We start from the raw sequence: 12,317 nt of genomic DNA, 5'->3' as shown, positions 1-12,317 counted from the left end.
CTCCCCTCCGAGGAAAGCAGGTTGGCCACTGTGCTGCTGCGTCTGCCCACGTCCGTTACCGAAGCGCGGGACTACTTGGCCGAGGGAGCCGTCCCGATAGGCGGCGCCACCCTGGTCTGGGCCACCTGGCAGCGCGACGGGTTCCCGGCCCAGGCCATGTCGCTGCGCGAACTGCCCGAGGCCAACGTCCTCGGCCCCGAGGAACTGGGCGGCGCCGTCGTCCTCAACCGCGTCGACGACCGCGTCCCCGAGGTCCTGCGCCGCGCGGCGGGCGCGGTCGGCACCGGCGCCGTACGCCGCGCGGCCACCGTTGGCGGCAACCTGGCGGGCAGCACCCTGCGCTGCCTGCTCCCGGCCGCCCTCGTCCTGGACACCCGCGCCTCGGTCCTGACCTCCACCGGCGTGTACGACACCGACCTGGCCGAGGTCGTCGCCAAGAGCCCCGTCCTGCTCAGCCTGCGCTGGCGCACCCCCGTGGCCAGCGCCTACCGCAAGCACGAGGGCGAGCCGGGCGGACCACCGCCCCTCGTCGTCGCCTCCGCCCTGCACGCCCTCGGCGACGGCCGCCACCGCCTCAACATCGCCGTCCGCGACGGCTACGAGGTCATCAGCGAGACCACCGAGTGCGGCACCGACCCCGAGGAGCCGCTGGCAGCACTCGGGCCGACGCTCCTGAGCGACATCCCGGCCGCCCGGACGGCGGTCCACGACCAGGTCAACGGGCTGCTGTCCCGCTGAAGTCTTAGAAAAAGGGGGGCCACGGCCGCACGCCGTGGCCCCCCATCGTCGTACCGCGCTCAGACCGCGCTGTCGCGCAGCTCCGCCAGTGCGCCCCTGGTCAACTGCCGGGGCACCGCCTCCGCGTCCACCAACAGCACGTCGCAGGACGCGCCGTGGGTGAGGGCGGAGGTGAGGCTGCCGTCCGTGAACTGGGTCAGCGGCCCGCGCGGCGAACGGCCCACCGCCACCGCCCGCGCACCGACCCGCGCCGCGTGCTCGGCCAGCACCCGTCCGGCGGCGGCATGGTCGCCGACGCTGGTGAGGACCTGCCCCGACGCGGTCACCCCGTGCGCGGCCAGCCGGGCGAGATGGGCCGAGACCGCGGCCTGCGCATCCTCGGCACCCTCCGGCTCCACGGCCTGCTCCTCCACCACGACCGTCTCCCGGACATGCACCACCTCCAGCGGGCTGCCGGTCTCCCGCGCGAGCCGCGCCGCCGCGTCCACGATGGCCGGTGCCCCGCCGTGCGCGCCCACCGCCACGATGACCCGAGGCACGCCCGCCTCCATGAGCGCGCCGACCGCGGTGAGCGAGGGCGCGACGGCCACTTCCTCCTCCGGCTGCTCCTCCGCCTTCCGCAGCAGCCCGTGCCCGCTGGCCAGCACCGGGATGGCCAGCACGAAGGTCGCCGCACCCAGGTAGAACGGCACACTCAGATCCGTGGCATCCGCCAACTTGCCCGCGACGAACGGCGCGAGACCACCGCCGATGAACCGCAGGAAGCCGTACGCGGAGGACGCCACCGGACGCTCGACGGGGGAGACGAGCATGACGGCCTGCGTGGTCAAAGTGTTATTAATTCCAATAAAACAGCCCGAAATAATGACCGCCGCAATGACCGTCGTCGGACTGCCCACCCCCGCCGCGATGACCGCCATCACGATGCCGAGGCCCAGCAGGTTGGCGTACAGCACCGGTGCCGTGCCGAAGCGGGCCTGGAGGCGCGGGGCGAAGAACACGCTGAACGCGGCCACCAGCAGACCCCAGCCGGTGAAGACCAGGCCCAGCTCATGGGCGTCCAGGCGCATCGGGTAGGGCGCATAGCCCAGCATGGTGAAGAAGCCCCAGTTGTAGAGCAGGGCCATGATGCCCATGGTGAGCAGGCCCCGGTGCCGGAGCGCCTTCAGCGGGGCGAGGGGGGAGGTGGGGCGCGCGGGTTTCGGCATCGAGGGGACGAAGGCCAGCGTGGCGACCAGCGCCACGGCCATCAGCGCGGCCACCCCGAAGAACGGCCCGCGCCAGCTGATCGCCCCCAACTCCCCGCCCAGCAAAGGCCCGACGGCGATACCGAGGCCGAGCGCGGTCTCGTACAGGATGATCGCGCCGCCGAAGCCGCCGCTGGCCGAGGCGACGATCACGGCGAGGGAGGTGGCGATGAACAGGGCGTTGCCCAGTCCCCAGCCCGCCCGGAAGCCGACGATGCCGTCGATCGAGTCGGTGGTCCCGGCCAGGGCCGCGAAGACCACGATGACCGCCAGGCCGACGACCAGGGTGCGCTTGGCGCCGAAGCGGCTGGAGAACCAGCCGACGAACAGCATCGCGACGGCCGTCACGATCAGATAGCTGCTGAACAGCAGGGACACCTGGCTCGGTGTGGCGTGCAGACTGTCGGCCAGGGCGGGCAGGATCGGGTCGACCAGCCCGATGCCCATGAACGAGATCACGCAGGCGAACGCCACGGCCCAGACGGCCTTCGGCTGCCGGAACGGGCTCGCGGCCCTTCCACGCGGTGCACTCATTACCGCTTCTCTCCAGTCAGGTCGCGCTCCCCGGCACTGCCGTGGCGGCGCCGGAGAGCTCCGACGGATGGCTCAGGAACGCTCCTGTATCGCGCGGGCCAGGGCGGGCAGCGCGACCCGTACGGCCTGCCGCTCCGGCTCGGACAGCTCGCCGACGAGCTGCCCCAGCGCCTCGGCACGCTCGGCCCGGCGCTCCCGGAACACCTCCTCGCCCCGCTCGGTGACCTCCACCAGCACACCCCGCCCGTCCGTGCGGTCGGCGGCGCGCCGTACCAGACCCGCGCGCTCCATGCGGGTGACGAGCTGGGTCATGTTCGGCTGGGTGGCGTTCTCCGCCCGCGCCAGCTCGGTCAGCCGCTGCGGCCCCTCACGGCCCAGCCTGCCGAGCGCCGAGGACGCGGCGGTACTGAGGCCCCCGGCCGTGGCGCTGCGCCGCACATGGCGCACCAACTGCTCCACGGCGAGCATCAGATCCTCGACGGAGGTCTCCGGGGAGGTCTCGGTGAGGCCGGTGTCCATAACCCGCTTATGCATAACTCCATTATGCAGATGCGTGTACGGTGAATCAAGTCTTCGGGGACGAGAAAGCCCGGTGCGAGCCCGCTGAACGGGACCGCACCGGGCCGGGGGAGATCAGGCGGTGGCCGGGAAGACGGTGCCGAGGTCGGTGAAGACCGCGTTGTTCAGCGCGAACGCCGACCGGCACTCCTCCACCACGCGTCGTTTCTCCAGTTCGTCCACCGGCAGCGCGTCGAGCCGCTCGCGGTACTCGCGCTTGAAGGCGGCCGGGTTGTCGATGCCCTCGAAGACGTAGAAGCGGACTCCGTCGCCCTTGCTCTCCAGCCCCCAGGTCCGCTCCGCGATCCGCCGGATCACCTGACCGCCCGACAGGTCGCCCAGGTAGCGGGTGTAGTGGTGGGCCACGTATCCGGCCGGCCAGCTCGCGGCGACCGCACGTATGCGGGCGACGTACCGCTCCGTGGCGGGCAGAGGGGCCACCCGGTCACGCCAGTCCTCGCCCAGGAGGTACCGCAGGTCGCGCTCCAGCTCGGCCACCCGGCGCAGCTCCGGGCGGAGGAACGGGCCCGCGACCGGATCGCCCTCCAGGGAGGTGGCGGATTCCTCCAACGCGCGGTAGACGAAGAGGAGTTGCTCGGTGTACCTGGCGAAGGCGTCCACGCCGAACCGGCCGCTCAGCAGCGCGCCCATGAACGGCGCCTGCTCGGCCTCGGTGTGCCGGTCCTGGCTCGCGGTGCGGATGACCGAGGAGAAGAGGGGTGTCGACAACGCTGCCTCCCTGGCAGGGCCCGCGGTCACGCGGAGGACCGGAGGCCGCCGCGTTGCCGACCGGGTGTCGGCAACATGCTTAGGTTAGCCTAACCTAATGTCATTGGGGAGGGGTGCCAACCACCTCCCGTACGAACGCCCCGGTCCGGCCCAGCGGCTGACGCCGGGTCGTTCCTTGCGCCCCTCAACCTGCCCGCCTAGCTTGGACGCGACACGTCAGGACAGGTAGGTCGCCGATGACGCAGCCGCAGCACCCCCACGACAGCGGAGCCGACGGCCGCCAGATCCAACTGGAGACCCACGGCCTCGACGTCATCGGGGACGCGGACCGCAAAGGCACCCCGAGCACCCTCTTCTGGCCCTGGTTCGGCGCCAACGTCAGCGTCCTCGGCCTCAGCTACGGCGCCTTCGCCCTCGGCTTCGGCATCTCCTTCTGGCAGTCCCTCGCCGCCGGAGTCCTCGGCATCGTCGCCTCGTTCCTGCTCTGCGGCCTCATCGCCGTCGCCGGAAAACGCGGCTCCGCGCCCACCATGGTCCTCAGCCGCGCCGCCTACGGAGTACGCGGCAACCGCCTGCCGTCCGTCATCTCCTGGATACTCACGGTCGGCTGGGAAACCGTACTCGCCTCGCTCGCCACCCTCGCCACCGCCACCGTCTTCAGCCGCCTCGGCTGGGGCGGCGGCACCGAGACCAAGGCCGTCGCCCTCCTCGTCGTCGCCGCGCTCACCGTGGTCGGCGGCGTCATGGGCTTCGACCTGATCATGCGCCTGCAAACCATGATCACCATCATCACCGGCGTGCTCACCCTGGTCTACGTCGCCCTCGTCGCCGACCACGTCCACTGGGCCGTCGTCAGCGCCATCCCGGCCGGCTCGGCCCAGCAGTTCATCGGCGCGCTGGTCTTCATGATGACCGGCTTCGGACTCGGCTGGGTCAACGCCGCCGCCGACTACTCCCGTTACCTCCCGCGCTCCTCCTCCAGCCGTGGCGTCATCGGCTGGACCACCCTCGGCGCCTCCGCCGCCCCGCTGCTCCTGCTCGCCTTCGGCCTGCTGCTCGCCGGGTCCTCCGACCGGCTGAGCCGGGCCATCGCCGCCGACCCCATCGGCGCGCTGACCACCATCCTGCCGACCTGGTTCCTCGTCCCCTTCGCCCTGGTGGCCGTACTCGGCCTGGTCGGCGGCGCGGTGCTGGACATCTACTCCTCCGGACTCGCCCTGCTCTCCGCCGGACTGCGCGTGCCCCGCTATCTGGCCGCCCTCCTCGACGGCGTCCTGATGATCGCCGGTTCCCTCTACATCGTGTTCTACGGCGGCGCCTTCCTCGGCGAGTTCATGGGCTTCCTCACCACCCTCGGCGTCCCCATCGGCGCCTGGTGCGGCGTGATGCTCGCCGACCTCGCCCTGCGCCACCGCGACTACGACGAAGGCGACCTCTACCGCCCCGACGGCCGCTACGGCGACGCCCCCGTCCTGCCTCTCGTCCTCACCCTCGGCGCCACCGCGATCGGCTGGGGCCTGGTCACCAACACCGCCGCGGCCTGGCTCAGTTGGCAGGGCTACCTCCTCGGCCCACTCGGCCTCGGCGGCCGGTCCGGCGAGTGGGCCCACGCCAACCTCGGCGTCCTGGTCGCCCTGGCCCTCACCCTCCTCGGCACCCTGCTGCTGGGCCGGCGCCGGGTACGCGCACAGGAGGCCCTCCCGCCGAGCCCCGCCCCGGCCCACGGGATGTACGGCGCGTGACGCCCGTAGCGGGGCTGCTCGCCGTCATCGACATGCAGCGCGTCTTCGCCGACCCGGGCAGCCCTTGGGCCACCCCGCGCTACGCCGAGGCCGCGGCGGGGGTGGTGCGGCTGCTGCCCGCGTTCGGGGGCCGGGTCGTGTTCACCCGCTTCCTCGCTCCCGCCCGGCCCAGTGGGGTCTGGCGCGCCTATTACGAACAGTGGCCCTTCGCTCTCCAGCCTCCGGACGCGGAACTGTGGCGGCTGACGGGGGAGTTCGCCGGTCTGGGCGCTCCTGTGCTGGACGCGGAGACCTTCGGCAAGTGGACGCCGGGACTTGCCTCTTGTCTGGCCCCCGGCTCGCGTCTCGTTCTGGCCGGGGTCAGCACCGAGTGCTGCGTCCTCGCCACCGCGCTGGCCGCCGCCGACGCGGGCACCGAGGTGCTGGTCGTGGCGGACGCGTGCGCGGGCGTGGACGACGAGGCGCATGCCGAGGCGCTGCATGTACTGGACTTGTATCGGCCTCTCGTCCGCGTCACCACCGTTGATGCGGTGCTGGCCGGGGGCTGAGGCCGGGGATCGGGGGGTGGGGGCCTGGGCCGGGTGCTGGGAGGTGCGGGATCTGTCTGCCGTGATGGTGTGCCTGCCGTCTGATCGGGTGAACCGTTCATCGGCTTGGGGTGGCCCCGCGCATCGCTCGGCCCTAGGGGGCGCCGGGGACCGGGGCCTGGCCGGGGCTGGGACCTGCGGGAAACCCGCGCGCATGCTCCGGGCACGGATGGGTACGCGGCCGGGAGCGCGCTCGGGCCCCGGCCCAGCGTGAGCCCGTACGACCGCACTACCTGGGGATGTGCCATGGAGACACCCGCACACGACGACCTTCCGACGCCGACGCCCGCCCAGCAGGCGCTGGACGTGCTGACCGTCAACACCGACGACCAGGCCGCCCTTGAGACCCTCGCGCACAGTGACGTGCTCGTCCCGATGCCCGACGAGGCCGTGGACGCCGAGGGCGCCGACTCCACGATGGTCGCCCTGCCGGTACTCGAGCAGCCCGGCGGCGAGCAGGTGGTTCCGGTGTTCACCTCGGAGCTGGAGATGGCCGGGCTGCTGCCCTCCGTGTCCCGCTACCGGCTGATCCAGCTCGGCGCCCTCGCCGCCCAGTGGCCCGAGGAGGAACTCTCGCTCACGATCGACGGCAGCTCGGAGCACGGGCTGACGCTCACCTCGCAGGGCGTGCGGACACTGCTGGCGCGCTGAACCGCCTCACGTATGGCGGAGTCGCACATGGGCGGCTTCGCCATACGGTGTGTCTGGCGTGTGGGCCGGGCCTATGTGTGGCGCGCCCATGTAGGCCGCACCCATGTGGGCCGCATCCATGTGCGTTGCGCCTGTGTGCGGAGCACCCATGTGTGTCGCGCCTAGGTGGACGGCACCCATGTACGTCGCGCCTATGTAGGACGCGCTCATGTGCGTTCGGACCTCAGTCCGTCGACTCCGCCAGCATCCGCCCCAGCACCCCCCGCTGAAGGGGCAGTACCTCCGCGTGCAGGTCGCGGCCCTTGCGGGTGAGGCTCACCCACACCCCGCGCCGGTCCTCCGCGCACACCGAGCGCTCGACCAGGCCCTCCTTCTCCAGCCGCCCGATGAGCCGCGAGAGCGCGGACTGGCTGAGGTGGACCCGGCCGACCAGGTTCTGCACCCGGCAGTGGTCTCCCTCGACGGGGGTCTCCGCGGCCAGGATGTCCAGCACCTCGAAGTCGCTGGCGCCCAGTCCATGCGGATGGAGGGCACGGTCTATCTCGCACATCGTGCGCGCGTGCACCGCGAGGATGTCCCGCCAACGTTCTTCGAGCCGGGCACCCTCGCCCGTCTTGACTGCCATACCCGCACCGTAGCACCGATCCAGCCAATCGTTGACTGTGCAACTAGTGCGGGCGCAAGCCGCCGTACGGGCGAACCCGCCCGCCCGCCTCACCCCACCTCGCCACGGCCCCCGCCCCGCCAGCAGTTCGGTACCGGACAACCCGCACCGAGAGCCGGACGCACCCCTGCCGCCTGCGTCACAGTGGGACCACGGCACACGGGGGACCCGAGGGAGGGGAGGCGGCGGACACATGATGGGCACGCCCTCGGGTCGCGTACGCCAGACCGTCCTGGAGTGGCTCAAGGACCCGGCGGCCCACTTCCCCCCGGCGAGCCTCGACCCCCTCGGAACCGGCGTCACCCCGCGCGCCGTCGCCGCCAAGCTCGGCGTACCCCGCCGGACCGCCGCCGCCCACCTCGACTTCCTCACCCGCCTCGGTCTGCTGCGCCCCCGCCGTCGGCTGCTGCGCACCTATTACCGCCGCGACGAGGCCCGCATCGCCGAGGTGGCCCAGCTTTTCGAGAAGAACTGGTGATCCTCGCTTACCGGGCAATACGGGCACCGACGGTAAGAAGTCGTTGTGAGCGAGCCAGGTTCCGCCCGGAGCGCGCGTGGCCGCGTTCCGTCCCACACCCCGGGTGCCTCTACGCTGCCGTACGCGCGGGCGGCGCTCCGGAGCGGTCCGCGCCGGTGCCGTACGGGCGCGCCAAGACGTGTCCGCACCGCCGTCGACCCCCTCTCCCCAGAACTGGAATCCATGAGCGCCATCTCTGTCGGTCAGGCCGTCGTCCTCGGAGTAGTGGAGGGGGTGACCGAGTTCCTCCCGGTGTCCTCCACCGGTCACCTGAAGATCACCGAGGGGCTCATGGGCATCCCCGTGGACGACAAGTCCGTCGTCGGGTTCTCCGCGGTCATCCAGGTCGGCGCCATCGCGGCCGTGCTCGTGTACTTCTTCAAGGACATCAAGCGGATCGTCACCGCCTGGTTCCAGGGGCTGTTCAACCCCGAGCAGCGCTACCGGCACGACTACAAGTTCGCCTGGTGGGTGATCGCGGCCACGATCCCGATCGTCGTCGTCGGGCTGGCCGCCAAGCCGCTGATCGACGGCCCCCTCGCCTCCCTCTGGGTGGTCGCGGGCTCCCTGATCGTGGGCTCCGGCGTCATGTGGGCCGCCGACCAGATGGGCCGCCACAAGCGCGGTGAGGACGACACGTCGTTCAAGGACGCGATGCTGGTCGGCTGCTCGCAGATCCTCGCGCTGCTCTTCCCCGGCTTCTCCCGCTCCGGCGCCACCATGTCCACGGCGCTCATCCTCGACCTCGACCGCGTCGCCGCCACCCGCCTCTCCTTCTTCCTCGGCATCCCGGCCCTCACCGGCGCCGGTGTCTACGAGCTGAAGGACGCCCTGGGCGCAGGCGTCAGCGCCGCCCCGCTGGTGGTCGGCACCGTCGTCTCCTTCGTCGTCGCCTACGCCTCCATCGCCTGGCTGCTGAAGTTCGTCGCCAAGCACTCGTTCAACGCCTTCGTGATCTACCGGATCGTCGTCGGTGTGGCCCTGATCGGCCTCCTCGCCACCGGCACGCTCAGCAACTGAGCGAGCGCGCCCACCGCACGGGGTGCGGACGCCCGGACCACATGGGCGTCCGCACCCCGTGCGCGTACCGGCTCGTCACGCCTTGACAGGTTCTGCCCTCAGACCGCACGATCGCTCCGTGAACCTGTCAGACAGCCAGACAGGTGGTCCGGCCCTCCGACGCGTCAGCGCCATGGAAGCGGTCCTCGGCCACCTTCGCGGCGCCATCGAGCGCGGCGACTACGCGATCGGCGACAAGCTGCCCTCCGAGGCCGAGCTGTGCCGCACCCTCGAGGTGTCCCGGCCGGTCGTGCGTGAGGCACTGCGCGCCCTGCACACCATGGGGCTCACGGTCTCCCGCACCGGCAAGGGCACGTTCGTCGTCGCCGACACCGTCGAGGACCCCACGTTCGGCGACTACGCTGCCAGCGACCTGCTGGAGGTGCGGCGCCACATAGAGGTCCCGGTCGCGGGGTACGCCGCCCGACGGCACACCCCCGAGGACCTGGACCGGCTGACCCGCCTCCTGGACCGCATGGAGCGGGAGACGGACACCACCGCGTGGGTCGCCATGGACACCCTCTTCCACCTCGCCGTCGCGGAAGCCGCCCGGAACCCGGTCTTCCGCAAGGTGATAGAGGAGATCCGCGACGCCCTGGCCCGCCAGTCGGCCTTCCTCACCGAGCTGGGCGGCCGCCGCGAGCAGTCCGACCGCGAGCACCGCGCCATCGTCGACGCGCTCGCCGCGGGCTCCGAACACGACGCCGTCGCGGCCATGACCCACCATCTCGACCGGGTCGCCACGACCCTCACCCGTATCGTCCGCACCGCGGGCGCCGCCACACCCCCGGCGCTACCCGTACAGGGCGGACCGCAGACCACCGGAGCCGACGCGTGACCCGCGCCCAGGCCACCCCCGACCCCGTGACGCAGGCAATGATGCACACCAGCTCCCCCCTCGACGCCCCCGTCGTCCGCGCACCCCGCCACACCCCCGTCGCCCACCTGGTGCGCGGTGGAGTCGTCGAGGGCGTCCACCACGGTTCGGTCGTCGTCCTCGACACCGACGGCCGGACGCGGCTCCAGCTCGGCGACACCGAGGCCGCCTTCTACCCGCGCTCCGCGCTCAAGCCCGTCCAGGCCGTCGCCATGCTGCGCGCCGGGCTGCCCCTCGACGGCGACCTGCTCTCCCTGGCCGCCGCCAGCCACTCCGGCGAGGAACGCCACCTCGCGGGCACCCGCCGCATCCTCGACCGCGCCGGACTCACCGAGGCCGACCTGCGCAACACCCCCGACATGCCGTACGACCCCGTCGTCCGCGACGCCTGGGTCCGGGACGGCCGCGGCCCCTCCCGGCTCGCCCAGAACTGCTCCGGCAAGCACGCCGCCATGCTCTGGACCGCGAGGCTCAACGGCTGGTCCCTGGCCGACTACCTCGACCCCGCCCACCCCCTCCAGCAGCACATCGCGGAGACCGTCGAGGACCTCACCGGCCAGCGCGTCGCCCATGTCACCGTCGACGGCTGCGGCGCGCCCCTGTTCGCCGTCTCCCTGCACGGACTCGCCCGCGCCCTCGCCCGCATCACCACCGCCGCCCCCGGCACGCCCGAGGCGCGCGTGGCGGACGCGATGCGCGAGCACGCCGAGATGGCCTCCGGTGTCCGCCGCGACGTGGCCGCGCTGATGCGGGCCGTGCCCGGCCTGCTCGCCAAGGACGGCTTCGAAGGCGTCCAGGTGGCCGCGCTGCCCGACGGCCGCGCCATCGCCGTGAAGATCGCGGACGGCGCCGACCGGGCCCGAATCCCCGTCGCCGCGGCCGCCCTCGCCCACGCCGGGATCGACCCGGCCCTCCTCACCGACTTCGCGGGCGCCCCCCTGCTGGGCGGCGGCAGGCCGGTGGGAGCGGTGCGCACGGTACGAGAGCTGGATCCGGCTCCGCTGGTGCCCTGCGCCTGATCTGGTCGACCGCGGTGGCTGCGGTCAGGCTCGGGTCCCGGTGTTCCTGCCGCCCTTGCTCCGTAGCGCCAGGGTCACGCCCGCCGCGCCGAGGATCATGATCCCGGCGATGGTCGCGGTCCGGGTCCAGTCGGTGTCGTCGTCCGGCGCCGGAGAGGTGGCCGCCGCGACGGGGACGGCGGAGTGCGTGGGCTCCGGTGTGGTGCGCAGTCCGTCCAGCGAGCCCACCGGGTCCACCCGTCCGGCGGCGGCGAAGCCCCAGTCCAGCAGCTGGCGCGCCTCCTCGTACACGGCGAGCCCGCCACCCTCCTGAGGGTTCATCACCGTGACCACCAGGGTGCGACCTCCCCTGCGGGCGGCGGCGACGAGCGTGTTGCCCGCGTTGCTGGTGTAGCCGTTCTTGATACCGATGATCCCCGGATACGGGGCCACGCCGTCCTCGCCGCTCAGCAGCCGGTTGGTGTTCTCGATGGCGAACGGCCAGCCGTCACCGGGGAACTGGGCCTGTGCGGTGGAGCAGTACCGGGCGAAGTCGGGGTTGTGCAGCCCGGCCCGGCCGAACACCGCCAGGTCGAACGCGGAGGACACCTGGCCGGGGGCGTCGTAGCCGTCGGGTGAGATGACATGGGTGTCCATCGCGCCCAGCGTGCGGGCCTTGGTCTGCATCTTGGCGACGGTGGTGTCCACACCGCCGTCCAGGGCCGCCAGTACGTGTACGGCGTCGTTGCCCGAGCTGAGGAACACGCCGCGCCACAGGTCCGCCACCTGATAGGTGTGGCCCTCCTCCACCCCGACCAGGCTGCTGCCCTCGCCGACGTCCGCCAGCTCCTGGTAACTCACCTTGTGCTGCTGGGTCGCGGGCAGCGTCGGCAGGACGGTCAGCGCGAACAGGGTCTTCAGGGTGCTCGCGGGCGGCAGCTTGCGGTGCGCCCCGTCGGCGGCGAGCACATCACCGCTGTCGGCGTCGGCCACCAGCCAGGACAGCGCCGAGACCTGTGGTGTCTCGGGGGCACCGGCGCGCGGGCGTACCTGGACGCCGGAACCGTAGAGCAGGGACGGCTGCGGGACGGCCGCCCGTGGTGCGGGCGGTGCTGGTTCCCCGCCGCCTCCGGTGGCGGCGGCCGCGGGCGCGAGGGCCAGCGCTCCCGCCATGCACAGGGAACAGACGGAAAGGGTCGCCCGACGTGAGAATCCGGTGCTCATATGATCAACGTAGGAAGGTCGACGTGGTGCGGCGAGCTGTCCGCGCCGGACGGCTGAGGGGAGCAACCCGGATGCCGCACTGAGGGCCCATGTGGCGGTGCTCTATAGGTGGCAGCTGTGGGTGGGCTGTGAACACATCCCTGCCGCTCTGACGTATGACGGGGCGACATGGTGTGGCGCCACATGTGGCCC

13 protein-coding genes are annotated in these 12,317 nt (G+C 72.2%); 8 read left to right on the top strand and 5 right to left on the bottom strand.

Going from position 1 to position 12,317, the window contains the following annotated elements:
- Positions 1-30: 30 nt before the first annotated feature.
- Positions 31-738 (top strand): FAD binding domain-containing protein, encoded by a 708-nt coding sequence (locus ACI2LY_RS20540; protein ID WP_404708763.1) that lies wholly within the window; start codon positions 31-33, stop codon positions 736-738.
- A 59-nt stretch (positions 739-797) separates the two neighbouring features.
- On the opposite strand, the gene ACI2LY_RS20535 is transcribed toward ACI2LY_RS20540, so the two are convergent.
- The 3 genes from ACI2LY_RS20535 to ACI2LY_RS20525 form a co-directional block, all read right to left on the bottom strand.
- A complete protein-coding gene (locus ACI2LY_RS20535) occupies positions 798-2,519 on the bottom strand; it encodes an MFS transporter (RefSeq protein ID WP_404708397.1) in 1,722 nt (573 codons plus the stop codon).
- Between the two features lie 72 nt (positions 2,520-2,591).
- On the bottom strand, positions 2,592-3,053 hold the full coding sequence (locus tag ACI2LY_RS20530; protein ID WP_404708396.1) for a MarR family winged helix-turn-helix transcriptional regulator: 462 nt from the start codon (positions 3,051-3,053) through the stop codon (positions 2,592-2,594).
- Positions 3,054-3,152: 99 nt separating this feature from the next.
- Positions 3,153-3,806: a heme oxygenase (biliverdin-producing) gene (locus ACI2LY_RS20525; protein ID WP_404708395.1), complete on the bottom strand. Its 654-nt coding sequence runs from the start codon at positions 3,804-3,806 to the stop codon at positions 3,153-3,155.
- Positions 3,807-4,042: 236 nt separating this feature from the next.
- Between ACI2LY_RS20525 and ACI2LY_RS20520 the strand changes: the two genes are divergently transcribed.
- From ACI2LY_RS20520 to ACI2LY_RS20510, 3 genes are all read left to right on the top strand, one after another.
- Positions 4,043-5,548: a purine-cytosine permease family protein gene (locus ACI2LY_RS20520; RefSeq protein ID WP_404708394.1), complete on the top strand. Its 1,506-nt coding sequence runs from the start codon at positions 4,043-4,045 to the stop codon at positions 5,546-5,548.
- Positions 5,545-6,096, top strand: a complete 552-nt coding sequence (locus tag ACI2LY_RS20515; protein ID WP_404708393.1) for a cysteine hydrolase family protein — start codon at positions 5,545-5,547, stop codon at positions 6,094-6,096. The genes ACI2LY_RS20520 and ACI2LY_RS20515 overlap by 4 nt, the downstream gene beginning before the upstream one ends.
- Positions 6,097-6,381: 285 nt before the next feature.
- The gene (locus ACI2LY_RS20510; protein ID WP_388998405.1) at positions 6,382-6,786 is read left to right on the top strand and encodes an SseB family protein; all 405 of its coding nucleotides are present in this window, start codon (positions 6,382-6,384) and stop codon (positions 6,784-6,786) included.
- A 223-nt stretch (positions 6,787-7,009) separates the two neighbouring features.
- On the opposite strand, the gene ACI2LY_RS20505 is transcribed toward ACI2LY_RS20510, so the two are convergent.
- Positions 7,010-7,411 carry a MarR family winged helix-turn-helix transcriptional regulator gene (locus tag ACI2LY_RS20505; protein WP_393593035.1) on the bottom strand — a complete coding sequence of 134 codons (402 nt, stop codon included), beginning with the start codon at positions 7,409-7,411 and terminating at the stop codon, positions 7,010-7,012.
- A 232-nt stretch (positions 7,412-7,643) separates the two neighbouring features.
- On the opposite strand from ACI2LY_RS20505, the gene ACI2LY_RS20500 reads away from it, so the two are divergent.
- From ACI2LY_RS20500 to ACI2LY_RS20485, 4 genes are all read left to right on the top strand, one after another.
- Positions 7,644-7,928 (top strand): ArsR family transcriptional regulator, encoded by a 285-nt coding sequence (locus ACI2LY_RS20500; protein WP_404708392.1) that lies wholly within the window; start codon positions 7,644-7,646, stop codon positions 7,926-7,928.
- Positions 7,929-8,150: 222 nt separating this feature from the next.
- Positions 8,151-8,987, top strand: coding sequence for an undecaprenyl-diphosphate phosphatase (locus ACI2LY_RS20495; protein ID WP_388998396.1), 837 nt, complete (start codon positions 8,151-8,153; stop codon positions 8,985-8,987).
- A gap of 118 nt (positions 8,988-9,105) precedes the next feature.
- Positions 9,106-9,864, top strand: a complete 759-nt coding sequence (locus ACI2LY_RS20490; RefSeq protein ID WP_393602091.1) for a FadR/GntR family transcriptional regulator — start codon at positions 9,106-9,108, stop codon at positions 9,862-9,864.
- A gap of 41 nt (positions 9,865-9,905) precedes the next feature.
- Positions 9,906-10,922 carry an asparaginase gene (locus tag ACI2LY_RS20485; protein ID WP_404708762.1) on the top strand — a complete coding sequence of 339 codons (1,017 nt, stop codon included), beginning with the start codon at positions 9,906-9,908 and terminating at the stop codon, positions 10,920-10,922.
- Positions 10,923-10,946: 24 nt separating this feature from the next.
- On the opposite strand, the gene ACI2LY_RS20480 is transcribed toward ACI2LY_RS20485, so the two are convergent.
- The gene (locus ACI2LY_RS20480) at positions 10,947-12,125 is read right to left on the bottom strand and encodes a D-alanyl-D-alanine carboxypeptidase family protein (protein WP_404708391.1); all 1,179 of its coding nucleotides are present in this window, start codon (positions 12,123-12,125) and stop codon (positions 10,947-10,949) included.
- Positions 12,126-12,317 lie beyond the last annotated feature (192 nt).

The sequence above is a fragment of the Streptomyces sp. NPDC002176 genome, assembly GCF_044903645.1.
Taxonomy (GTDB): Bacteria; Actinomycetota; Actinomycetes; order Streptomycetales; family Streptomycetaceae; genus Streptomyces.
This window is presented reverse-complemented; position numbering and strand designations above follow the sequence as displayed.

Coding starts and splice junctions, on each gene's coding strand:
- ACI2LY_RS20530 (WP_404708396.1), bottom strand. CDS start 3,053: ATGCATAAGCGGGTTATGGACACCGGCCTCACCGAGACCTCCCCGGAG.
- ACI2LY_RS20485 (WP_404708762.1), top strand. CDS start 9,906: ATGCACACCAGCTCCCCCCTCGACGCCCCCGTCGTCCGCGCACCCCGC.
- ACI2LY_RS20500 (WP_404708392.1), top strand. CDS start 7,644: ATGATGGGCACGCCCTCGGGTCGCGTACGCCAGACCGTCCTGGAGTGG.
- ACI2LY_RS20520 (WP_404708394.1), top strand. CDS start 4,043: ATGACGCAGCCGCAGCACCCCCACGACAGCGGAGCCGACGGCCGCCAG.
- ACI2LY_RS20535 (WP_404708397.1), bottom strand. CDS start 2,519: ATGAGTGCACCGCGTGGAAGGGCCGCGAGCCCGTTCCGGCAGCCGAAG.
- ACI2LY_RS20480 (WP_404708391.1), bottom strand. CDS start 12,125: ATGAGCACCGGATTCTCACGTCGGGCGACCCTTTCCGTCTGTTCCCTG.
- ACI2LY_RS20505 (WP_393593035.1), bottom strand. CDS start 7,411: ATGGCAGTCAAGACGGGCGAGGGTGCCCGGCTCGAAGAACGTTGGCGG.
- ACI2LY_RS20495 (WP_388998396.1), top strand. CDS start 8,151: ATGAGCGCCATCTCTGTCGGTCAGGCCGTCGTCCTCGGAGTAGTGGAG.
- ACI2LY_RS20510 (WP_388998405.1), top strand. CDS start 6,382: ATGGAGACACCCGCACACGACGACCTTCCGACGCCGACGCCCGCCCAG.